Genomic DNA, 23,078 nt, shown 5'->3' with positions numbered 1-23,078 from the left:
GGGCCTCTCCGGAGAGCGTACAGGCTCAGGGCTTTCCAGCCGTGGCGACCAGCGTTTCGAACAGCACGGCGGCGCCGCGGGCACCGTCGGCGGGGGAGATGTTCTCGACCTCGTTGTGGCTGATGCCATCCTCGCAGGGGATGAAGATCATCGCCGTCGGCACCTTGCCCGCCACATAGACCGCGTCATGGCCGGCGCCCGACACGATGTCGCGGTGGCTGAAGCCGAAGCCGGCCGCCGCCTCGCGCACCCGGTCGACCAGCGGCTTGGCGAAGGGCGTCGGCGGGAAGTGCCAGAAATCGGCGATCTCGGCGCCCACCCCGTTCTGCTCGGCAATCGCCGCGACGGCGGCACGGAAGCGGCGGTCCATGTCGGCCAGCGTGTCGGCGTTCGGGTGGCGCAGATCGACGGTGAAGAAGACGCGGCCGGGGATGACGTTGCGCGAATGCGGGTGGACGTCGAGGATGCCGACGGTGGCGCAGGGATCGCCCGCCGTCTCCAGCCCGACCCGCTGCACCGCCTGCACCATCGCCGATGCTGCGACCAGCGCGTCGCGGCGCAGGCGCATCGGCGTCGGGCCGGCATGGGCCTCGACACCCGTCACCGTCACCTCGTACCAGCGCTGGCCCTGCGCGCCGGTGACGACGCCGATTTCCTTGCCCTCGACCTCCAGCACCGGCCCCTGTTCGATGTGGGCCTCCAGATAGGCGTGCATCGGATGATCGACCGGAGCCTCGCCGGCGTAGCCGGTACGGACCAGCTCGTCGCCCAGCCGTGCGCCGTCCTGCGCCACCTTGTCGAGAATCTCGTCCAGCGTAAAGACGCCGGTGACGACGCCCGATCCCATCATCGGCGGCGAGAAGCGCGAGCCCTCCTCGTTGGTCCACACCGCGACCTCGACCGGGTGCAGGGTGTCCACCCCGCGGTCGTTCAGCGAGCGCACCACCTCCAGCGCCGCCAGCACGCCGAACACGCCGTCGAAGCGTCCGCCGGTCGGCTGGGTGTCGAGATGGCTGCCCATCACCACCGGGGGCAGGCTGTCGTCGAGGCCCTTGCGGCGGGCGAAGATGTTGCCGATGCGGTCGACGGTCACGGTGCAGCCGGCGGCTTCGCACCAGGAGACGAACAGGTCGCGGCCGGCCTTGTCCTCGTCCGACAAAGCGAGGCGGCAGTTGCCGCCCTTCGCGGTGGCGCCGATCTTCGCCATGTCGGCGAGGCTGTCCCACAGGCGCTGGCCATCGATGGGCAGATTGGAGGGGAGGGACATGGAAACTCCACGCAGAATTTTTCGTTGAAGGCAGGGAGGCGGGGAGCGGTCAGGCCGCCTCGCGCCTTTCCCGTGCCCGTAGGTCGACCATCGCCAGCACGGCGCGCAGCATCGGCACGTCCACGCCGGTGCGGTCCGCCAGCTCGATCACCGATCCCAGGATGGCGTCCAGCTCCAGCCGACGGCCGGCTTCATAGTCCTGGAGCATGGAGGTCTTGAAGTCGCCGACACCGGCGGCCATGGCGATGCGTTCGTCCACGCTGGTAGTGAAGACCACGCCCAGCTTTTCCGCGACCGCCTTGGCCTCCAGCATCATGGCGCGGCCGGTTTCCCGCGTGCCGGGGTCGTTGCACAGCCGGCCCAGCGTCGATCCGGTCAGCACGCTCAAGGGGTTGAAGGCGAGGTTGCCCCACAGCTTCACCCAGATCGCCTGCCGGATGTCGGCGGTCTTCGCCGGCTGGAATCCCGCCTGCCCGAACAGCGTCACGATGTGGTCGACCGCGGGATTGTCCCGGTCTCCGGCATCTCCGAACACGAAGCGCTGGTCGCTGACATGGCGGATGCGGCAGGGACCGTCGCCCTCCACCGCGACGAAGCTGGTCGCCCCGACAACCCGGTCGGGGTCGATGGTGCGCCACAGCAGCCCGTCGGGATCGACGCTGGCGAGCGGCCGGTCGGCCAAAGGGTCCGGCTGGCGGTGCGGATACCACCAGGGAATGCCGTTGACCATCGGCACGATGGCGGTCTCCGGACCCAGCAGCGGCGTCAGCGTGTCGATGGTGCCGCGCAGCGCATGGGCCTTGACGCAGAGGAACACCAGATCCTGCGGCCCCAGCGACAGGCTGTCGTCGGTGACGCGGGGGGTGAGCCGGGCGACGCGGTTCAGCGGCGTCACCATGGTCAGGCCGTTGCGGCGGATGGCGGATGCGGCGTTCGGCCGGGCGACCAGCGTCACCTCGGCTTCGGTGGCGCCCAGCCGGGCGGCCAGCAGCCCGCCGACGGCGCCGGCTCCGATGATGGCGACCTTCATTCAGTGCGCTCCCGCCGGGATTTTTTGCAGGTCGTCCGGGATGTGCCAGGCCTTGCCGGGAATGGCGTCGAGCAGGCTGCGGGTGTAGGCATCGCGCGGATGGGTGAACACGTCGCGCGCGGTGCCCATCTCCACGATCCTGCCGCGGCGCATCACCGCGATGGTGTCGCAGACCTGGGCCGCCACCCGCAGATCGTGGGTGATGAACAGCATGGCGAGGTTCAGTCGCCTGCGGATGTCGTCCAGCAGGTCCAGCACCTGTCCCTGCACCGACACGTCGAGCGCCGACACCGGCTCGTCCGCCACCAGCAGCTTCGGCTCCATGGCGAGCGCACGGGCGATGCCGATGCGCTGGCGCTGGCCGCCGGAGAACTCGTGCGGGAAGCGGTCGGCGGCCGAACCGTCGAGCCCGACCATCGCCAGCAGCTCCCGCGCGCGGGCCAACGCCCTGCCGTGGTCCTCGCCGAAGGCCACCGGGCCTTGCGCCACGATGTCGCCGACGCGGTGGCGCGGGTTCAGCGAGGCGTAGGGGTCCTGGAACACCATCTGCACCGTCCGGCGGTAGGGCCGGAAGCCCTTGCGGTCGAGCGCCAGCAGGTCGGTACCCTCGAACAGGATGCGGCCCGAATCCGGCTTGATCAGCCCGACGATGGAGCGGCCGAGCGTCGATTTGCCCGATCCGGATTCTCCGACCAGACCGACGGTTTCGCCGGGATGGATGGTCAGCGACAGGTCGTCGCCGGCCACCACCGGCTTGGACTTCTTGAACAGCCCGCCGCCGACGTTGAACACCTTGCGCACCTTGTCGGCGACCAGCAGCGGCGCACCCGTCTTGGCATGGTCGTCGCGATGCTCGATGTAGTGCGGGACCGAGGCGATCAGCTGCCGGGTGTAGGGATGCTGCGGGCGGTTCAGAACGTCCGACGCCGCGCCATATTCGACCAGCTTGCCGTGGCGCATCACCGCCACCCGGTGCGCGATCTCCGCCACCACGCCGAAATCATGGGTGATGAACATCATGCCCATGTGGCGCTCGGCCTGGATCGAGCGGATCAGGTCGAGGATCTGCTTCTGGGTGGTGACGTCCAGCGCCGTGGTCGGCTCGTCGGCGATCAGGATGTCGGGCTGGCAGGCCAGCGCCATGGCGATCATCACGCGCTGGCGCTGGCCGCCCGACAGGCGGAAGGGATAGGCCTCGGCCAGTTCGGCCGGGTTGGGCAGCCCGACCTGGGCCAGCAGCTCCCCCACGCGGGCGCGGCGGGCGGGGGCAGGCAGGTCGGTGTGCTCGCGCAGGCTCTCGCCGATCTGGCGGCCGACCCGCATCAGCGGGTTCAGCGCCGTCATCGGCTCCTGGAACACCATGGCGATGCGGCCGCCGCGAAGGCTGCGCTGCTCCGCCTCCGGCATGGCCAGCACGTCCTTGCCCTTGAACAGCAGGCTGCCGCCGGATACCCGGACATGGGGGGCGGGCAGCAGGCCCATCATGGCGTGCGCGGTCATCGACTTGCCGGAGCCGGACTCGCCGACCACGCAGAGAATCTCGTCGGGGTTCAGGGTGAAGGTCAGGTTGTCCACCGCCAGCGGGCGGTCGGCGCCCGGCGGCAGCGCGATGCTGAGGCCGCGCACATCGAGAAGAGGCGTGGTCATGGCTGCGGTCTCCGTCGGGGTGCGAAGCAGGTCGAACTGGCTCATCGGATCACCCCCGCGACCGGGCGAGCTTCGGGTTCAGGGCGTCGTTCAGCCCCTCGCCGACGAGGTTCAGCGCCAGCACGGTCAGCACGATGGCGAGGCCGGGGAAGACGCTCATCCACCAGGCCTGACGGATCACCGTGCGGGCGGCACCGATCATGTAGCCCCAGCTCATCGCGTTGGGATCGCCGAGGCCGAGGAAGCTGAGCGAGCTTTCCAGCAGGATGGCGGTCGCCACCATCAGCGAGGCCGACACGATGATCGGCGACAGGCTGTTCGGCAGGATCTGGCGCAGGATGATGGTGCTGTTGCTCTGGCCGGTGGTGATGGCGGCTTGGACGAATTCGCGCGAGCGCAGGCTGAGGAATTCGGCGCGGGCCAGACGGGCCAACGGCGGCCAGCTGACGATGGCGATGGCGAGCACGATGGTGGTCAGGCTGGGGGTGAAGATGGCGACCAGCACCACGGCCAGAACGAAGTTCGGAATGGTCTGGAACAGCTCGGTGAAGCGCATGATGGCGTCGTCCACCTTGCCGCCATGGAAGCCGGCCAGCGCCCCCAGCGTGACGCCGATGGCGAGCGCCGCGGCGGTGGAGGTCAGGCCGATCAGCAGCGACACCCGCGCTCCGTGTGCGATGCCGGATGCGATGTCGCGGCCCAGCATATCGGAGCCCAGCATCGCATCCTCCGACAGCGGCGGCTGGAAGGGCGCCGTCGCCATCTCCCACGGGTCGCCGGGGAACAGGACGGAGGCGAAGGCGGCCAGCACGACGATGGCGATCAGGATCGCCAGCCCCAGGACCGCGCCCTTGTTGCGGGCGAAGGCCCGCCAGAAATCGGAGTTCATCATTGCGACACCTGGATGCGCGGATCGACGAGGCCGTAGAGGATGTCGGTCAGGATGTTGAAGAGGATCACCATCACCGACGTGACCAGGAAGATGCCCAGCAGCACCTGATAGTCGCGCTGAAGCACCGCCTCGAAGGCCAGCCGGCCGATGCCGGGCCAGGCGAACACTGTCTCGATCAGGATGGAGCCGCCGACCAGCTGTCCGGCCTGGATGCCGGCGACGGTGATGACCGGCAGGATGGCGTTGCGCAGGACGTGGCGGGTGACGATGCGGCCCTGCGTCAGTCCCTTGGCCTTCGCCGTCTTGACGAAGTCGAGGCTGCGCACCTCCAGCATCGAGGCGCGGGTCAGGCGCGCATAGCCCGCCATGTAGAACAGCGCCAGAGTGATGACCGGCAGGATCAGGTGGACCGCCACGTCCGCCACATGCGCCAGTCCGGTGTAGCCGGCGCCGATGGTCTCGTAGCCGAAGGCCGGCAGCCAGCCGAGCTGGATGGAGAACAGGAGGCTCAGCATCAGCCCGATCCAGTAGATCGGTGTGGCGTAGGCGAGGAGTGCCACGACGGTGATGGCGCTGTCGGCCCAGGTGCCGACGGTGACCGCCGCCAGCGTGCCGAGCGCCACGCCGGCGGCGAGCGCCAGGATGAAGGCGGTCAGCGTCAGCACAAGCGTCGCCGGCAGCCGCTCCGCCAGGATGTCCCAGACGGGCCGCTGCTGGCGGTAGGAGAAGCCGAGATCGCCCTGCACGACCTTGCCGATGTAGGTGCCGAGCTGTTCGTAGAGCGGCCGGTCGAGCCCGAACTGCTCGCGCAGCTGCGTCACGAACTTTTCGTCGGCGGCCCCCGCCTCGCCCGCCATCACCGTGGCCGGGTCACCGGGGGCGGCATGGACGAGGAAGAAGTTCATCACCACGATGGCGATCAGGATCGCGGCGGCCTTGACGAGGCGGCTCGCGAAAAGTTGGGCGAATCCCAGCATGGGCAGGTTCCTAATTCTGGCCCTCTCCTGCCCCGGAAGAGGGCGTGGAGCCGACGGCCGTAGGCCGGACGAGCACCGAAGGTGATCGTAGGCGGAGCGCGGTCGCGAGACTTGCGAGCGGCCTTGGACCCGCCGAAGGCGGGGAGGGTGAGGGGTGATCCAAAAATTCCGAAGCGCACGGTTCCTTGCGCTACCCCTCACCCTTCCCATGCTTCGCATGGGCCCCTTCCCTCTCCCGGGGCGGGAGAGGGAGGTCTCGTTACTTCGCCAGCCAGACGCTTTCATAGGTGTCGTTGACACCGATGGCCGTCGTGTTGGCGTTCTTCACCCGCTTGTCGAGGAAGGTCGGGAATTCCATCTCCAGCAGCCAGACCACCGGCAGGTCGTCGGACAGGATGCGCTGGACCTCGCTGTACTGCTCCTGGCGCTTGGCCGGATCGTTCTCGCGCGAGGCCTGGTCGAACAGCTCGTCCACCTTCGGGTTGGAATAGCCCATGGTGTTGGTGAACAGAACGCCCTTGCGGATGTTCGACGAGATGTAGGTGCGGGCGACACCCAGCGCCGGGTCGCCGTACTGGTAGAGGAAGTTGGTGGTGATCTCGTAATCCCAGTTGGCGACGCGCTGCGCCCAGCCGGCGGCGTCGGTGCTTTCCAGGACCACGGAAACGCCGACCTTGCCCAGCGCCTGCTTCAGATACTCGCCCAGGCGGGTCCAGGTCTCGCCATAGGGCATCGGCATCAGCTTGACGGTGGCGCGCACGCCCTTGCCGTCGGGCTTCAGTCCCATCTCGTCGAGCAGGGCCTTGGCCTTGTCGAGGTTGGGCTCGTAGGTCGTGACCTTGGGGTCGTAGAACTTGACCACCGAGTTGATCGGGCCGGTCGGCACGCGGCCAAGGCCGAACCAGATCTTGTCGCGGATGAACTTGCGGTCGATGGCGTAGGCGATGGCCTTGCGGAAGCGCTTGTCGTCCAGCGGCTTGACGCGGTGGTTGATCTCCAGCCACGCCATCGGCGCCACGAACTCGTAGCCGGCGGTGGTCAGGGTCACGTTCGGCAGCGTCTTCATGCGCGGAACCTCGAAGGGCTCCAGGTCGCTGTACTGGGTCTGCTGCACCTGACCGCTTTCCAGCGCCAGCGAGCGGCTGGCGGCGTCCGGGATCACGCGGAAGGTGATGCCGTCGAGGTAGGGCAGGTCCTTCTTGTAATAATCCTCGTTGCGGACGAGCTGGATGTAGCTGCCCTTCACCCATTCCTTCAGCTTGAACGGGCCGGTGCCGATGGGGGTGTTGTTGGCCGGGTTGGCACGGTAATCGCTGCCCTCATAGATGTGGGCCGGCACGATGGGGGCCGACGACACCTCGAAGGCCTGGATGAAGGCCGGGAACGGCTCCTTCAACTTGAACTCGACGGTGTGGTCGTCCAGCGCCTTGATCGACTCGCAGCGGCTGAACGCGGCGCGGGCGCGCGGGTGGACTTCCATCAGGAACTTGGAGGTGGAGAACACCACGTCGTTGGCGCTGAACGGCTTGCCGTCGTGCCACTTGACGTTCTGGAACAGCTTGAAGGTGTAGGTCAGGCCGTCCGGCGACACGGTCCAGCTCTCGGCCAGCGACGGCAGCGGGTTGAGCTTGCGGTCGTAGGTCAGCAGGCCCTGGTAGATCTTGCCGGCGACGGTCTGGGTCGGACCCTGCTGGTTCAGGCCCAGCATCAGGGTCGGCGGCTCCGGCTGGACGATGGAGTTGAGGACACCGCCGCGGACCGGCGTCTCTTGCGCCATGGCAGGGGCGGCGATCAGGGCGGCCGTGCCGGGGATGGCGAGTGCCGCGGCCAGCAGGCCGGCGGCGGCGGCGCGGTGGACGTTGCGGCGGAAGCCGCGCTGGATGCTGGCGGGGAAACCGGAAAGGCGTCGTGTCATACGGGTGTCCTCGTCTCCAGATGGTGTCGTTGTCGAATGCGACCCTGTCGTCTTCGTTCTTCTTTTTGCAAAGTCGGGCGGATCAGCGCGGCCCGGTCGGGCCGGTGGTGCTGTCCAGCCAGCGCAGCAGCGAGTCCCATTCCAGGACCCCGGCGCGCGGATAGGCACGCTCATACTGCTGGGCGGTGTGCTCGCAGACCTCCGGCGACGGATAGACCAGCGGACGGCCGCCAGCCATCGCCATGATCTGCTGCTTGCAGGCCTGCTCCAGGTAGTACATCAGCACCGCCGCCTCGGCGACGTCCTGGCCAACGGTCAGCAGGCCATGGTTGCGCAGGATCATGCTGTGATGGTTGCCCAGATCGGCGACCAGCCGTTCCCGCTCCGCCAGATCCAGCGCGATGCCTTCGTAGGTGTGGTAGGCGATGCGGTTGTACCAGCGCAGCGAATGCTGGGTGATCGGCAGCAGCCCGTCGGCCTGGGCGCTGACCGCCATGCCGGCGTCGGTGTGCAGATGGATGACCGCGCCGACGTCCGGGCGGGCGTGGTGCACCGCGCTGTGGATGGTGAAGCCGGCCGGGTTGATCTCGTCGCCGTCGCGCCCGTCAACCAGATTGCCGTCGATGTCGACCTTCACGAGGTTGTCGGGCGTCACCTCGTGAAACATCAGGCCATAGGGGTTGATCAGGAAATGGTCGGGCGTGTCCGGAATCCGGGCCGACATGTGGGTGTAGATCAGGTCGGTCATGCCCAACCGGTCGAACAGCTTGTAGGCTGCGGCCAGATCGGTGCGCGCCTTCCACTCAACGTCGGAATAGGTGCCGCTGGCGCGGGGGGCATGGGCGGCGGTTGCGGTCAGCGTCTTGGCGATCATCTTGCGGGTCTCGTCAGGCAAAGGGATCAAACAGGTTCCAGGCCGCACCAGCCGGCGATGAACAGCGCCAGCACGCGCGTCACGTCGCGCAGGCTGTCCAGCGACACCGATTCGTCGATGCCGTGGATGCGCGTCGCCTCCGGCCCGTAGCAGGTCGCAGGCGTGTCGCCATAGAGCTGGAAGAAGCGGGCGTCGGTGGTGCAGGTCAGCGCCACCAGCTCCGGATCGCCGCCGCGCACGGCGCGATGGCTGTCGGCCAGCATGGTCACCAGCGGGTGGGCCGGGTCGATCTCGCAGCCGGCGGCCTGGAAGCCGTTCCACTGCAGCTCGATGCCGACGCCGGACAGGGCCGGGTCGGTGGAGCGCGCCTGCTCCACCGCCCGGGTCACCTCGGCGCGGACCGCCTCCGGCTCCTGCCCGGGGAAGAAGCCGAGCCGGAGGTCGAGCGCGCAGCGCGTCGGGACTGACGACGGCCACTCACCGCCCTCGATCCGGCCGAGATTGATGTTGACGGGATGGGCATGGCCGCAGAAGGCGGGGTGGCGGCAGGCCGGCTCGTTCCACCGCACCTCCAGCGCCTTCAGATGCGCCGCCAGCGCATAGGCCGCCTCGATGGCGTTCACACCGGCCGAGGTGTCCAGCACATGGGCCGGCGTGCCGGTCAGCACCAGCCGCACCCACATCACGCCGACCTGGGCGATGGAGATGGAGTGGTTGAACGGCTCCGGGATCACGGCGGCGTCGGCGCGATAGCCGCGATGCAGGCAGGCGAGAGCGCCGTTGCCGGTGCATTCCTCCTCGATCACCGACTGCAGATAGACCGGGGCGGCCGGCTGGTAGCCCAGCGTGCGCAATGCTGAGAAGGCGGCGGTGTAGGCGGCGATGCCGGCCTTCATGTCGCCGGCCCCGCGGCCATAGAGCCGTCCGTCGGCGATCCGCGGTTCGAAGGGCGGGGTGGTCCACAGCTCCGCCGGGCCGGTCGGCACCACGTCGATATGGCCGTTCAGGATCAGCGAGCGGCCTTTCGCGTCACGCGGCCTGTGCACGCCGACGACATTCTCGCGGCCGGCATAGGCGCCGGGAAGAACCGGCGGCGAGAAGCCCGGCATGCGGGAAATCGCCTGCTCGTCGATGTCGAAACGGTCGACCTCCAGACCAAGTGCGGCGAAGCGGTCGGCCATCAGCGCCTGCGCCCCGGACTCGTCCCCCAGCAGCGACGGCTGGCGGACGAGGTCGGACAGGTGCGACACGCAATCGCCCTGCGCCGCGTCGGCGGCGTCGAGGATCGCGGCGCGCAGGCCGGGGTCCGGCAACACATGGTCGAGACGGTCTGCCGTATCTCGTGTCATTCTAAATCCTTTGCCCGAATCCATTTCGCTGCTGCGGCAGGGATGCACGGACGGGTGGAAAAAGACGAAGCTGTTGCGGTGCGGCCTATCCATAATGGATATGGCCGCCATAGCGGTGCATTATGCGGTATCCGGCATGGCGATGCTTGAAGGCCGCCATGTGTCGATTAGGAAGGCATCCAATCGATCAGGCAAATAAGCATTTTTCATTTCGCCCATGAATCTGATTTATGCCGCAGTTGCTCACAACGCACTCATGTGCGTAGAATTTGGGCGGCAGCAGCGATGCACCGAAATCGGGCAGCGATCGAGGGGGTGGGACGGTGAACGAAACCGAGGCGGAACGGCAGGCCCTGGCCCGGCTGGGCCAGCAGATGGACTGGAACCTGCTGCGCACCTTCATGGTGATCGTGCAGGAGGGCAGCATCACCAGGGCCGCCGTCCGCCTGTTTTTGACGCAGCCGGCGGTCAGCCTCGCCCTGAAGCGCTTGGAGGAGCAGCTTGGCCGCGCCCTGATCGACCGCGGCCCCGGCCGCTTCGCCGTCACCGCCGCCGGCGAACAGGTCTATGACGAGGCGGTGTCGATCCACGCCACCGTGTCCCGCCTGGGCGCCCTGGTGCGCGACGCCAAGGACGAGATCAGCGGCCATGTCCACATCCTGATGACCAGCCGCATCCAGACCCCGCTGCTCGACCGCTCGCTGCGGGAATTCCACCGCATGTACCCGCTGGTGACCTTCCGCATCGACGTCATGGCGTCGGCCGACGCGCACATCGCGTTGCAGCAGCGGGTCGGCGCCATGGCGATCTGCCTGCTGCGCGAGCCGATCCCCGGACTGTCCAGCCAGATCTTCCTGCGCCAGACCTACCGTCTCTATTGCGGTCCGGATTTCCGCCTGTTCGGCCAAAGTGACATCGACATCGCCGAACTGCGCCACGAGAGTTTCGTCTCCTTCACCTCCGACCAGATCGACGGTGCCCTGTCCCCCCTGACCCTGTTCCGTGCGCGGGAGGGCTTCGCCGGCCGTGTCGTCGCCTCGTCGGCCAATCTGGAGGAGGTGCGGCGGATGATCGTCTGCGGCCTGGGCATCGGCCCGTTGCCCGAACACATCGCCGCCCGCGACGTGGCCGACGGCCTGCTGTGGGAACTGCCGCCCTATGAGGGCATCGCGCCGGTCAACGTCCACCTGATCTGGAACGAGCAGGCCAAGCTGAACCGCGCCGAACGGGCCTTCCTCGATTATCTGCAGACGGCGCTTGCCACCGCGCCGGCCCGGGAGCTTGCCGGGGTGGCCGAGGGGAATTCCGACAGCGACCTTCTTCGGGGCTGACGATTGGATAGCTAGGCCATTGGCCGGTTGGCGTGTGATAACGGAATTGTTTCGACGCTGGATTTTTTCGACCGCTTTGATGAACGCCCAAGGTCTTCCGTTCCCCGCCGGTTTTGGACGATGCCGGTGAGCCAGTCACCCGCCGCGGTGTCTCCGCCTGCCTTTCCGACCGGGGCGGGGGATGTGGCATCTCTCATGCGCGGCCACGACTGGACGGCGACGCCGCTCGGTCCGCCGGAGGGGTGGCCGCAGGAGCTTCGGGCCATGGTCGGCCTGATGATGCGGTCGCGGCAGGCGATGTTCATCGGCTGGGGCCCCGACGTCACCTTCCTCTACAACGACGCCTATCTGGACATTCTGGGGTCCCGCCACCCGGCGGCGCTGGGCCGGCCGATGAGCGAGGTCTGGCCGGACGCGTGGCCGCAGGGCCGTGATTTCGTACGCCGCGCCTATGAGGGCGAGTCCCTGCTGCACGAGGATCTGCTGGTCCCGCTGGAGCGGCGCGGACTGGGCGAGGACTGTTATTTCACCTTTTCCTACACGCCGATCGCCGGCGAAGCGGGCCACGTCGGCGGCTTCCTCTGCATCGTGGCGGAGACCACGCTTGCCGTGCGGGGCCGGCGGCGCATGGCCTTCCACGCCGAACTGGAGCGCCGGCTCCGCGAACTGACCGACCCGCTCAGTGTGGTGACCGTGGCGGCGGAGGCGCTGGGACGGCACCTTGGCGCCAGCCGGGTCGGCTACGGTGTGATGGACGAGAGTGAGCGCTTCTTCACCACGGAGCGCAACTGGACGGATGGCACCGTCGCCCCCCACATCGGTACCCACGATCTTCTGGCCTTCGGCGAGCCGGTGCTGGCGACCCTGCGCAGGGGACAGGCGCTGGTCGTCGACGATGCGGCCACCGATCCGCGCACGGCAACGCCGGAGCTGCTGGCGGCCTTCGCTGCGCTCGGCTTCGCCTCTGTCGTCACCGCCAGTCTGGTGAAGCAGGGCCGGATGGTCGCGGCACTCTACGTCCATGACCGCCGCCCCAGGCATTGGCGCGAGGACGAGATCGATCTGATCGAGGAGGTTGCGGAACGCACCTGGTCGGCGGTGGAGCGGGTGCAGGCGGAAGAGGAAGTGCGGCGGGCCAACGAACGGCTGCGGGCGGAGGGGGAGCGGCTGCGCGCCCTGTTCCGGCAGGCACCGGGCTTCGTGTATGTCTGGCGCGGACCGGACCATGTCTACGAAATGGCAAACGACGCCTATTTCGAACTGATCGGCCGGCGGGACATCATCGGCAAGCCGGCGCGGGAGGCGTTGCCGGAGATCGTCGGGCAAGGCTTCTTCGAACTGGCTGACCGGGTTTATCAAACGGGCGAGTCTTTCGTCGGCGAATGCATGCCGGCGCGGATCGCCCGGCGCCCAGGCGCGCCGCTGGAGGAGCGTTTCGTAACCTTCGTCTTCCAGCCGATCCGTGACGACCAGGGGCAAGTGATGGGCCTGTTCGTCCAGGGCAGCGACGTCACCGGCATGAAGCGGACGGAGGAGGCGCTGCGCGGGAGCGAGCAGCGGCTGCACATCGCCCAGGATGCCGGCGGAGTCGGCACCTTCGAACTGCGCGCCGACGGCCTGCTGGCGGTATCGCCGCAATTCTGCCGCCTGTGGGGCATCGCGGAGCGTCCTCTGGTCCGACTGGAGGAACTCGTCGCCCTGATCCATCCGGACGACCGGCCCTCCCTGAACACGCTCCAGCCGGGGCAGGTGCCGACGGACGGTCTGGGCTATGTCGAATACCGCATCCTGCGGCCCGACAACGGCGTTGTGCGCTGGATCGCCCGGCGTGCCCAGGCGTTCAAGCGCGACGAGGACGGGGATGGAGGGGGCGTGCGGGTTCTCGGCGCCTGTTACGACATCACCGACCGCCGCTGTGCCGAGGACGCCCTGCGCACGCTCAACGCGACGCTGGAACAGCGTGTGGCGGAGCGGACGGCCGACCGCGACCGCATGTGGCGCCTGTCGACCGACATCATGCTGGTGGCGCGGTTCGACGGGACGATCGGCGCGGTCAACCCGGCCTGGACCGCGCTTCTCGGCTGGCGGGAAGCGGACCTGCAGGGGGCGGTCTTCCTCGATTTCGTCCATCCCGACGACCTCGACGCGACGGTGGCGGAGGTCGGCCGGCTGCAATCGGGCCTGACAACCCTGCGGTTCGAGAACCGTTACCGTCACAAGGACGGGTCCTATCGCTGGATCTCCTGGGCCGCGGTGCCGGACGACCGCTTCATCCATGCGGTGGGGCGCGACGTGACGGCGCGCAAGGAGGCCGCTGCCGCCCTGCGTCGGGCCGAGGACCAGTTGCGCCAGGCACAGAAGATGGAGGCGGTCGGTCAGCTGACCGGCGGCGTGGCCCACGACTTCAACAATCTGCTCCAGGCGCTCAGCAGCTGCCTGACCATGATCGGCCGCCGCAGCGCGGAGCCGCGGCTGGCGCCACTGCTGGAGGCCGGCATGCAGGCGGTCGACCGCGGCGCCAAGCTGGTGCAGCAGCTGATGGGCTTTGCCCGCCGCGACAGCCTGCGTCCGGAGCCGATCGACGTGCGCGACCGCGTCCTCGGCATGGCCGGCCTGCTGGAGCGCGCCCTGCGCGCCGACATCCGGCTGGAAACCCGCTTCGCTCCCGGCCTGCATCCCATCGAGGTCGATCCGACCCAGTTCGAACTGGCGCTGATCAACATGGCGGTCAACGCGCGCGACGCGATGCCCGGCGGCGGTACCCTGACCATCGAGGCGGAGAACCGGACGCTCGGCCCCGGCGAAGCAACCGGTCTGGATGGGGCGGGGCTGGAGGGCGAATTTTTGCTGCTGGCGGTCGCCGACACCGGAACCGGCATGCCGCCGGAGGTGGTGGCGAGAGCCTTCGATCCCTTCTTCACCACCAAGGAGGTCGGCAAGGGCTCCGGCCTTGGCCTTGCCCAGGTCTATGGGCTGGCGCGGCAGGCCGGCGGCACCGTCTGGATCGAAAGCCGGCCGGGGGAGGGGACCCGCATCGTCCTGCTGCTGCGCGCCGGCACCGGCATTCCGAGAGCGCCGGCGGCTCCCATCCAGGCCGCGGCCAGCCTCGTCCAGGGCGCGCGGGTACTGATGGTGGAGGACGATCCGGTCGTCGGCTCCTCCGTCGCGGCGGCGCTTGAGGAAAGCGGCTGGACTGTGCTGCGCGCCGTCTCGGCCGACGAGGCGCTGCCGCTGCTGGCAGGGGACGAGCGGATCGACCTGCTGTTCTCCGATGTGGTGATGCCCGGCCGGCTGAGCGGCATCGACCTCGGCCGGGAGGCCACGTTCCTGCGCCCGGGTCTGCCGGTGGTGCTGACGACCGGCTATAGCGAGGACGTGGCGCGCACCGAGGGCATCGCGGTGCTGTCGAAGCCCTATCGCATCGATACCCTGCTCCAGACGCTGAGCGAGGCGCTGGCGAAGAAGCCCTCTCCCCAGCGGTGAAGGGCTTATGGAGGGGGAGTGTTCGCCATGGCCCGCTCCAGAACGCCGTAGATGCGTGGATCGCTCATCTGGGCGACATTGAAGCGCAGAAATCCCGATGCGGAGTGGGAAACGCTGAACACGTCGCCGGGGGCGAGCACGACATCCTCGCGCAAGGCCGTGCGGGCGACGTCGGCGGCGTTCCGTCCATCGGGCAGGCTGCACCAGAGGTAGAAGCCGCCGCGCGGCATCAGCCATGGTGTCAGGCCAATGGCTTCCAGCCGGGCAGCCGTCTCGCGACGCACCCGTGCCAGACGCCGGCGCAGCCCGTCGAGATGCTTGCGGTAATTGCCGTCGTTCAGGGTGGCGAGGATGAGCTCGGCCGCGGCCGGGCTGGGACCGCCGAAGTTCGTCGCCACCTGCAGATCGACCAGTGCCTCCACCCAGTCCGGCCGAGCCGCGATATAGCCGCAACGGATCGAGGCGGAGAGCGTCTTGGAAAAGCTGCCGATCCGGATCACGCGGGCCAGACCGTCCAGCGCGGCGAGGCGGGGTGACGGCTCGGGCTCGAAGCCGGCGAAGATGTCGTCCTCGACGATGGTCAGGTCCTGCGCGGCCGGGTCGTGGGCGGCGGCGGCACAGAGCAGGCGGTGGGCGGTCTGCGGCGTCATGGTGGCGCCGGTCGGGTTGTGAAGGGCGGAGTTGGTGATGTAGAGGCGCGGCCGGTGCGCCGCCAGCGCCTGGGCGAACAGCTCCGCATCCGGCCCGTTGCGCGTATAGGGCACCCCGACGATCCGCGCCCGATGGGCGCGCAGCAGCGCCTGGAAATTGAAATAGCAGGGGTCGTCGATCAGCACCGTGTCGCCCGGCCGCAGCAGCAGGCGGCAGATCAGGTCGATGGCCTGCGTGCCGGAGGCGGTCAGCAGGATCTGGTCGGCACCGGCGGCGATGCCTTCGTCCGCGAACTGGCGGGCCAGCAGCCGGCGCAGCGGCAGCGATCCGCGCGTGCCGCCATAATCCGCCAGCAGTCCGTCATCCGCCCGCGCGAGCTGGCGGATCGCCCGGCGGATCGCCGCATTCGGCATCCAGTCGGCCGGCAGCCAGCCGCATCCCGGCTTCAACATCTCCGCCCCGGCATCGAGCGATTGCCGCGACACCCAGAAGGGATCGATGGCGCGGTCGCGCTGCGGTTCCGCCTCGGCCAATGCCAGCGGCGGCATGGTGCCGGACATGTAGAAGCCCGATCCCGGCCGCGACTGGATCACGCCGTCCGCCGCCAGCCGGTCATAAGCCTCCACCACGGTCGAGGGCGACACGCCCATGGTGGCGGCGAAGCTGCGGATCGACGGCAGCTTTTCCCCCGGGGACAGTTGGCGGTTCGCCATCCTGCGGCGGATCGCCTCCATCACCTCGCCGGTGCGCGTGCCGGTCCTGCCCATGATGCCTCGCCGCTAGAAGTGTATTGCCCTGTAAGGCAGTACAGTTTGGCTGAATTGTATGGGACTGTCCCTGTTTCCGCCAGAGGCCATCGCGCTAGGATCGTGCGGCGAATTCTGGGAAGCGGAAGGAAAAGGGATGCGGACGTCGACGGCGGGATGGGGCAGCGGGCTGCTCGGCGTGATCATTTTCAGCGGTTCGCTGCCGGCGACGCGCGTCGCGGTCGGCGGCTTCTCGCCGCTGTTCCTGACCGCGGCGCGGGCAGTCATCGCGGCGGCGCTGGCGGCGGCGCTGCTGGCGCTGCTGCGGCAGAATTGGCCGGCGCGGCGCGACCTTCCCTCGCTCGCCGTCGTGGCGGTCGGCGTGGTCGCCGGCTTTCCCCTGCTGACGGCGCTGGCGCTCCAGCACATCACCTCCGCCCAATCCATCGTCTTCATCGGCCTGCTGCCGCTCGCCACCGCCCTGTTCGGCGTGCTGCGGGGGAGGGAACGGCCTCGGCCGGCCTTCTGGCTGTTCTCGACGGCGGGGGGCCTCACCGTCGCCGGCTTCGCCCTGTGGCAGGGCGGCGGGGCGTCGCTGACCGGCGACCTGCTGATGATCCTGGCGATCCTGCTCTGCGGGCTCGGCTATGCCGAGGGGGCGACCCTGTCGCGCCGGCTGGGCGGCTGGCAGGTGATCTCCTGGGCGCTGGTGCTGGCGCTTCCCCTGATGGCGGGCGCTGCGGTTGCGACCATGCCGGACGACTGGACCGGCGTCGCCATGCCGGCCTGGATCGGGCTCGGCTATGTGTCGGTGTTCAGCATGCTGGTCGGCTTCGTCTTCTGGTATCGCGGGCTGGCGCTGGGCGGGATTGCCGGCGTCGGGCAGTTGCAACTGCTCCAGCCCGCCTTCGGCCTGATCCTGGCGGGACTGCTGCTGCGCGAGCCGGTCGCCTGGACGATGATCGCCGCGACCGGGCTGGTCGTGCTTTGCGTTGCCGGAGCGAAGCGGTTCGCCTGATTGCCTAAACCAGCCCGCCTGCCTTAAATCCGGTCATCGCGACGATGACGGCCAGCAGGGCGAGGATGGTCGCCAGCCCGATCGGCAGGGCACGGCGGTAGATCGCCCCCTCCGACCGTTCCAGCCCGACCAGACCGGCGGCGAGCACGATGCGGCCGGGGGTCAGCATGGTGCAGATGCTGCCGGCGACGGTCTGGACCGCCGCGATCAGGATGGAGGGCAGGCCGCTCTCGGCGGCAAGGCTCAGCTGGATGTGCATCATCAGGGCGTTCGATGCCGTGTTGGAGCCGGTCAGCATGCCGGCCGCAGCACCGAAGACCGGGCTTGCCAGCACGGCGAAACGTCCGGCCACCTCGCGCCAGGCGTTGCCGAACATCGCCGCACCGCCGGAGGCCGCCATGAAGGTGGCGAACTCGACGAAAACCAGCGTCGCCGCCATCGGCACCAGGGCGGCGCGAAGGGCGCCGCGCACCACTTTCCCGGCCTCGGCGCCCGGCAGGCGGGCCAGCAGGATGCCGGCGATCAGCACCAGCCAGGTCGCCGGATGCCGCAGCAGAGCCAGCGGGGCAAGGCCGCCGAACGGGTCGAGCACCAGCCATTGCCCGGTCCAGTCCGACAGCGGCGGCAGCAGGCGGGTCGCCATCAGCCCGGCGATCAGCAGCCCATAGGGCCAGAGCCGCTCGGCCAGTTGGCGGACACCGGTGCCGCTGCGCAGCAGGCGCGGCCCTTCCACGACCAGCAACAGGACTGCGGTCGCCAGCCCGCCGCCAAGTTCCGGGGCGACGAACAGATTGGTCAGCCAGATCAGCCCGGCCAGACAGAGGAGAAGGGCGACATCGGTCGCCCGCTCCCGCAGGCTGGAGCGCAGCCCCGACGACTGGATCAGCCCCCAGAACACCGGCAGGAGGCAGGGCAGCACGACCGCCATCAGCAGAGCGCTGGCGGTTCCAAGCTCGGTGAAGGATACGCCGATCAGTTCGGCCCCGACCCGGCTGCCGACGCCCATCGCGCCCCAGGCGGCCAGCACCTGACTGAACAGGCCAAGCGCCGCCGACTGCACCGGCGGCAGCCCCAGGCTGCGCAGCATGGCAAGCGCCACCACCAGACCGACGCCGAACCCCGTCACCGATTCCGCGAAGGGACCGATTAGGAAGCAGGCGACGAAGACGGCACGCCGCCGGTTCTCCTGTGCGACCGCGGCCGTCCGCGTGCCGCGCGCCTCGAAGGCACGGTGGAACAGCAGGCCGGCGGCGATGATCGACATCGCGTGCCATGCCAACCATGCCCCTTCCCCCGCCTTGACGGCAGCCAGACCCAGCACAGGACCGGCCAACGGCTGCGCCATAAGCATTGGAGCGACCATCGTGACGAGCGCCAGCGCCATTCCGGCGATCCCGGCGGACAGCAGGCTGACCCGGCGGGAGGCAAGCAGCAGGATCGTGCCGACGAGCGGCATCATATGGAAGGCAAGAGTCATGATCGGCCAGACGCGTTCCGGAGGGTGAGTGCCGGCGCGAATCCTGGCCGGGGCCATTGGATACTAGTATATCTGCGGTGGCGCAATCATTCGGCGCCTGCAACGGCGACGAATGATTGCGCAGGATGGTCGCGGATGCGTCAGGCCGGCGTGTCGCGGTGGATCTTGAACGGCGCCCAGGACTGGCTCACCGGCATGATCTCGACGCTGTTGATGTTGACGTGCGGCGGCAGCGAGACGACCCAGCGCACCGTCTCGGCGATGTCCTCCGGCTGGAGCGGGTTGGCCCCGGCATAGAGCGCGTCGTAGGCATCCTTGTTGCCGCCGGTGCGCACCAGGGTGAATTCGCTTTCCGCCAGACCCGGTTCGATGGAGGTCACGCGCACGCCCTGCGCCGACAGGTCGCTGCGCAGGCCGAGCGAAAACTGCCGCACGAAGGCCTTGGTGCCGCCATAGACGTTGCCGCCGGGATAGGGCCAGTTGGACGCGACCGACGCCAAGTTGACGATCAGCCCGCGCTGGGCGATCAGCCGGGCCAGCAGCAGCCGGGTGATCGTCACCAGGCCGGTGACGTTGGTGTCGATCATGGTGCGCCACTGCTCCAGGTCGCAGTCCTGCGCCGCCCCGGTGCCGAGCGCCAGCCCGGCATTGTTGACCAGGACCGAGATGTCGGCGAAGGCGTCGGGCAGCGTGGCCAGCGCAGCGCGCGTCGCCGCCTCGTCGCGGATGTCGAAGCACAGCGGATGGACGACATCCGGCCCGCCCAGCGCCTCGACCAGGGCGTCCAGCCGGTCCTGGCGCCGGCCGGTGGCGACGATCCGCCAGCCCTCCGCGACCAGCCGCCGGGCGATGGCGTCGCCGAATCCGGAGGTGGCGCCGGTGACGATTGCCGTTTTCGGGGCGGTCGTTTTCGGGGCGGTGTTCGACATAGCGTGATCTTTCCTCGTGACGGATTGGCGGTCAGGTCCGGAGCAACGGCACCCACCATAAGCGAGGCTTGGCGCTTCGACCACGCCGAAGAGAGGCCTTTGACAGGGCTGGTATGGTGGTGCAACCATTCCTATCGACACCTGTCGATGTCGCTGTCAAACCTCTGTCGCTCTAAAGGATCGGGAAGCTCCCCAATGATGTTCCGTCTGTTTTCGGGTGCCGGCCTTCTCCTGCTCTCCGCGGCGATCCCCGCCATGGCGGCGACGGAGGCTCCGTCGAAGCCCCCGGCAAAGCCGATGGAGGTGAGCTGCACCGTCCTGCTGCCGCCTGCACCGGTGCCGGGCCTGCCGGGAACGATGCGCATGGTGGAGAAGCTGACAGTCCCGGCCGGGTCGGACGCCCACCGTCACAAGCACGACATCGACGAGATGATGGAGGTGGTGAGCGGAAGCGGCCGGCTGTCGGTCGATGGCAAGCCGGATGTGGAGCTGAAGCCCGGAGTGGTGGTGGAAATTCCGCCGGGCACGCTTCACCAGCAGCACAATGAAAGCGACGCCGAGCCGCTGGTCTACACTGCCACCTTCATCGGCAAGGCCGGCGCGCACATGCTGACCCGCTACAACGGGGAGAAGGACCGCAGCGCCGGCTGCCCGCATACCTTGCCGAAGAAATAACGCGGTTCACCTGAGTTCGTCTAAAGCGACGCTCCGCCGCAGACGAGGATCTGCTGCCCGGTGATGGCCGCCGCCGCGTCGGACAGCAGGAAGGCGGTCAGCGCCGCCACCTCCTCCGGCTTGATGAAGCGGCCGATGGGCGGAAGCTTCGGCGGCACGCCGGTGCGGCTCGGGTCCTTCAGCATCGGCGTGTCGGTCGCTCCCGGCGCCACCACATTCACCGTGACGCCGCGCGGCGCCAGCTCCAGCGCCCAGGAGCGGGCAAGCCCGACCATCGCCGCCTTGGTCGCCGCATACTGGCTGCGGCCTGCCGCCCCCTGCGCGGTGCGGCTGCCGATCAGGACGATCCGGCCACCGCCGTCCGGCAGGTACGGGACGACATGCTCGACCAACTGCGTCGCGGCCTCCACATGCAGCCGCCACATCGCCTTCGCATCGTCCCCGGCCAGTTCGCCCAGCCTGCCGACCCGCATGACCCCGGCGGCATGGACCAGCGCATCGACGGGCGGCAATCCGGCCAGCGCCTTCGCCACGGGGGCCGGCGCCATCAGGTCGGCCGGGGTGAAGCGCAGGTGCGGGTGGTCGATGGCGGGGGCCGACCGGCTCATCCCCTCGACAAGCCAGCCATCCTGCAACAGCCTCTCGGCGATGGCGGCGCCAATCCCTGAACTGACGCCGGTGACGAGGGCGCGGCGAGGATTTCCCGTGTTCATTCCGGCACTCTCCCTCATGCCACGGCCAGCGCGATGCGGCCGAGACCGGGGAAGTCGGCGAGGGCGCAGCTGCCGGGCTTGATGAAGATCGTTCCGGTGCAGGACCCGGTGGTCACCGTGTCGCCGGCACGCAGGCCGCCGAACGGCCGGGCGCCGATATTGGCGAGCCAGGCCAGCAGGCGGATCGGGTCGCCGGCCTTGTTGCCGCCGACCACCTCGACCTTGCGCTCGCCGTCGATGTCCAGCGTCAGCGGCTGGTTCACCGGATCGATGCGGCGCCAGTCCGCGGTGGCCGGCCCGACGATCAGCGCGCCGTGGTTGGCCTGATCGGCCAGCGAGGCGAGAGGGCCTTGCGATCCATAGGCGGCGAAGCGGGTGTCGCAGATCTCGAAGGCCGGATGGATGGAGCCGACGGCGTCCAGCACCTCGTCCCGCGTCCAGGGCTCGTCGCGGGCGGGCAGGTCGCTCTTCAGGCGATAGACGATCTCCGCCTCGATGCCGATGACGCGGAACATGCTGGCGGGCAGCGTTTCGGTGTCGAAGAACAGCGTGTCGGCATGGATGGGCGCGCTCGACGGCTCGGCGTCAGGGGCGGAGGCACCGACCTTCCAGGCGGTTACCGGACCGATGCCGCGGGCGACCTCGGTCTGGATGGCGTAGGCGCCGGCCTTGTCGGCGGGCATCGCCGCCGGCGGCAGCGATTCGAGCGGGCGGTTGTCGCGGCGCGCGGCGAGGAGCGCGCCGGCGGCCTCGAGAACGGCCTCGGTGGTCATGGTCATGGGACAAGTCCCCGGAAAAAGGAAGCGGGCGGGAGCGCACCAGAGAGCTTTGCGGGCGACGCTCCCATTGCCGATCAGCGGTTGCCCACCCAGTCGGGCGAGACGCGGCTGTATTTGATGGCCTGCCGGAAATAGGTGAAGGCGACATGCAGGTCGCCCTCCGCTGTCTGCGTGACCGACGGGTAGGAGAATTCCCGGTTCAGGCTGTCCTTGGAATTGTTGGTCATGCAGTAGCCGTCGCCGATCTCCAGGTTCCGGCGCAGCGGCCAGGTCAGCCCGCCATCCTCCGACAGGGCCAGCGTCAGCGGCGCGCGCGGTGCGCCCCAGAAGGCCTTGCGGGCGGGTGCCTGGGCCGGCTTTGCGGCGACGGCGGTGGCAGCGGCGCCACCGGCCGGGACGTCGTCCTCGATTTCGTCATAGAGCGAGGCACGGCGCTCGGTCGCGTTCTCCGCACTGGACTCGTTGAAGACGATGGCGAGGCGGCCGTCAGCCAGCGCCGTCACCTGGATGGAGGAATTGTTGTTGGGCAGCTCGGTCGGAACCGGCGCGCTCCAGCTCCGGCCATTGTCGGTGGAGACGCTGCGGTAGACATGGTCGGCCCAGCGGCTGCGGTAGAAGGCGGCCAGCGTGCCGTCGCGCAAAGGCACGACGCTCATATGGACGCAGCCGACGCTGTCCGGCACCGGATGCTCGGTCCAGCTTTCGCCGTGGTCGGAGGAGATGCGCACGGCGCTGGTGTCGTTGTCACCCACCCACTTCTCGCCCGGCGTGCCGTGGCAGAGGAAGGTCGGCAGCAGCCAGTCGCCGTTCGGCAGCACCACCACCGGTTGGCGGATGAAGATGCCGTCGCTGCCGTTGCCTTCGAACAGGGTACGGATCGGCCCCCAGCTCTGCCCATGGTCGGCGGAGCTGCGGCAGCGCACGATGGCGGTGTCCTGGTTGCCGGAGATTTGCGCGGTGTAGAACAGCCACAGCGTGCCGTCCGGCGCCGGGAACAGCACCGGGTTCTGTTCCGAGCGGGTCGGGTCGTCCGACAGCTTGACCGGATCGGTCCAGCGCTCGGAGCCCCGGGGCAGCCGCGAGAAATAGATCGAGATGTCGGGGATGCCTTCCTGGGTGCCGCCGAACCAGACGCAGCCGAGATCGCCGTTGCCGAGCACAACGATGTTGGCGGCATGGTTCTGGACGCAGGGCGACGGCAGATAGGCGTCGCGGCGCCCGGAGTCCCCGTCCACGGGCGCAACGCGCCCGCGGTCGGTGGTGGAGGGCAGGGTCGAGGGTGTGGTCATGTCGGTCACATGCAAACTGGGGAAGGGGTAAACTCA

Annotated in this window: 18 protein-coding genes; 4 read left to right on the top strand and 14 right to left on the bottom strand. The window is 68.8% G+C overall.

The window, feature by feature from the left end:
• Window positions 1-25 precede the first annotated feature (25 nt).
• The 8 genes from GBZ48_RS02320 to GBZ48_RS02285 all read right to left on the bottom strand — a co-directional run bounded on the left by GBZ48_RS02320 (window position 26) and on the right by GBZ48_RS02285 (window position 9,951).
• Window positions 26-1,267, bottom strand: coding sequence for a Zn-dependent hydrolase (locus tag GBZ48_RS02320; protein WP_174469527.1), 1,242 nt, complete (start codon window positions 1,265-1,267; stop codon window positions 26-28).
• A gap of 49 nt (window positions 1,268-1,316) precedes the next feature.
• On the bottom strand, window positions 1,317-2,297 hold the full coding sequence (locus GBZ48_RS02315) for a ketopantoate reductase family protein (protein ID WP_174469526.1): 981 nt from the start codon (window positions 2,295-2,297) through the stop codon (window positions 1,317-1,319).
• The gene (locus GBZ48_RS02310) at window positions 2,298-3,944 is read right to left on the bottom strand and encodes an ABC transporter ATP-binding protein (RefSeq protein WP_174469525.1); all 1,647 of its coding nucleotides are present in this window, start codon (window positions 3,942-3,944) and stop codon (window positions 2,298-2,300) included.
• A 49-nt stretch (window positions 3,945-3,993) separates the two neighbouring features.
• Window positions 3,994-4,836 (bottom strand): ABC transporter permease, encoded by an 843-nt coding sequence (locus tag GBZ48_RS02305; protein WP_174469524.1) that lies wholly within the window; start codon window positions 4,834-4,836, stop codon window positions 3,994-3,996.
• Complete coding sequence (locus GBZ48_RS02300) at window positions 4,833-5,813, bottom strand: ABC transporter permease (protein WP_174469523.1); 981 nt, start codon at window positions 5,811-5,813, stop codon at window positions 4,833-4,835. The genes GBZ48_RS02305 and GBZ48_RS02300 overlap by 4 nt, the downstream gene beginning before the upstream one ends.
• Before the next feature lie 259 nt (window positions 5,814-6,072).
• On the bottom strand, window positions 6,073-7,728 hold the full coding sequence (locus GBZ48_RS02295) for an ABC transporter substrate-binding protein (protein WP_174469522.1): 1,656 nt from the start codon (window positions 7,726-7,728) through the stop codon (window positions 6,073-6,075).
• 82 nt (window positions 7,729-7,810) lie between these two features.
• Window positions 7,811-8,602 (bottom strand): class II aldolase/adducin family protein, encoded by a 792-nt coding sequence (locus GBZ48_RS02290; RefSeq protein ID WP_174469521.1) that lies wholly within the window; start codon window positions 8,600-8,602, stop codon window positions 7,811-7,813.
• Between the two features lie 26 nt (window positions 8,603-8,628).
• Complete coding sequence (locus tag GBZ48_RS02285) at window positions 8,629-9,951, bottom strand: M20 family metallopeptidase (protein ID WP_174469520.1); 1,323 nt, start codon at window positions 9,949-9,951, stop codon at window positions 8,629-8,631.
• Between the two features lie 323 nt (window positions 9,952-10,274).
• On the opposite strand from GBZ48_RS02285, the gene GBZ48_RS02280 reads away from it, so the two are divergent.
• Window positions 10,275-11,282 (top strand): LysR family transcriptional regulator, encoded by a 1,008-nt coding sequence (locus GBZ48_RS02280; RefSeq protein WP_343049130.1) that lies wholly within the window; start codon window positions 10,275-10,277, stop codon window positions 11,280-11,282.
• 195 nt (window positions 11,283-11,477) lie between these two features.
• Window positions 11,478-14,765: a PAS domain S-box protein gene (locus GBZ48_RS36655; RefSeq protein ID WP_209798252.1), complete on the top strand. Its 3,288-nt coding sequence runs from the start codon at window positions 11,478-11,480 to the stop codon at window positions 14,763-14,765.
• Between the two features lie 5 nt (window positions 14,766-14,770).
• Here GBZ48_RS36655 and GBZ48_RS02265 read toward each other — a convergent pair whose 3' ends face one another.
• Window positions 14,771-16,183, bottom strand: coding sequence for an aminotransferase-like domain-containing protein (locus GBZ48_RS02265; RefSeq protein ID WP_209798253.1), 1,413 nt, complete (start codon window positions 16,181-16,183; stop codon window positions 14,771-14,773).
• Between the two features lie 136 nt (window positions 16,184-16,319).
• Here GBZ48_RS02265 and GBZ48_RS02260 point away from each other — a divergent pair, with 136 nt between their 5' ends.
• Window positions 16,320-17,180 carry a DMT family transporter gene (locus GBZ48_RS02260; protein ID WP_174469519.1) on the top strand — a complete coding sequence of 287 codons (861 nt, stop codon included), beginning with the start codon at window positions 16,320-16,322 and terminating at the stop codon, window positions 17,178-17,180.
• A gap of 4 nt (window positions 17,181-17,184) precedes the next feature.
• Here GBZ48_RS02260 and GBZ48_RS02255 read toward each other — a convergent pair whose 3' ends face one another.
• Together GBZ48_RS02255 and GBZ48_RS02250 are read right to left on the bottom strand one after the other, a co-directional pair.
• Complete coding sequence (locus tag GBZ48_RS02255; RefSeq protein WP_174469518.1) at window positions 17,185-18,657, bottom strand: L-lactate permease; 1,473 nt, start codon at window positions 18,655-18,657, stop codon at window positions 17,185-17,187.
• 140 nt (window positions 18,658-18,797) lie between these two features.
• A complete protein-coding gene (locus GBZ48_RS02250) occupies window positions 18,798-19,586 on the bottom strand; it encodes an SDR family NAD(P)-dependent oxidoreductase (RefSeq protein ID WP_174469517.1) in 789 nt (262 codons plus the stop codon).
• 195 nt (window positions 19,587-19,781) lie between these two features.
• On the opposite strand from GBZ48_RS02250, the gene GBZ48_RS02245 reads away from it, so the two are divergent.
• Window positions 19,782-20,261 (top strand): cupin domain-containing protein, encoded by a 480-nt coding sequence (locus tag GBZ48_RS02245; protein WP_174469516.1) that lies wholly within the window; start codon window positions 19,782-19,784, stop codon window positions 20,259-20,261.
• Between the two features lie 20 nt (window positions 20,262-20,281).
• Here GBZ48_RS02245 and GBZ48_RS02240 read toward each other — a convergent pair whose 3' ends face one another.
• From GBZ48_RS02240 to GBZ48_RS02230, 3 genes are all read right to left on the bottom strand, one after another.
• On the bottom strand, window positions 20,282-20,974 hold the full coding sequence (locus tag GBZ48_RS02240; protein ID WP_209798254.1) for an SDR family NAD(P)-dependent oxidoreductase: 693 nt from the start codon (window positions 20,972-20,974) through the stop codon (window positions 20,282-20,284).
• 14 nt (window positions 20,975-20,988) lie between these two features.
• Window positions 20,989-21,753, bottom strand: coding sequence for a 2-keto-4-pentenoate hydratase (locus GBZ48_RS02235; RefSeq protein ID WP_174469514.1), 765 nt, complete (start codon window positions 21,751-21,753; stop codon window positions 20,989-20,991).
• A 74-nt stretch (window positions 21,754-21,827) separates the two neighbouring features.
• On the bottom strand, window positions 21,828-23,042 hold the full coding sequence (locus tag GBZ48_RS02230) for a sialidase family protein (RefSeq protein WP_174469513.1): 1,215 nt from the start codon (window positions 23,040-23,042) through the stop codon (window positions 21,828-21,830).
• Between the last annotated feature and the right edge of the window lie 36 nt (window positions 23,043-23,078).

The organism is Azospirillum melinis, assembly GCF_013340935.1.
In the GTDB taxonomy this organism is placed as follows: domain Bacteria; phylum Pseudomonadota; class Alphaproteobacteria; order Azospirillales; family Azospirillaceae; genus Azospirillum; species Azospirillum melinis.
The sequence above is the reverse complement of the archived record's forward strand: the minus strand, read 5'-3'. Positions and strand labels throughout refer to the sequence as shown.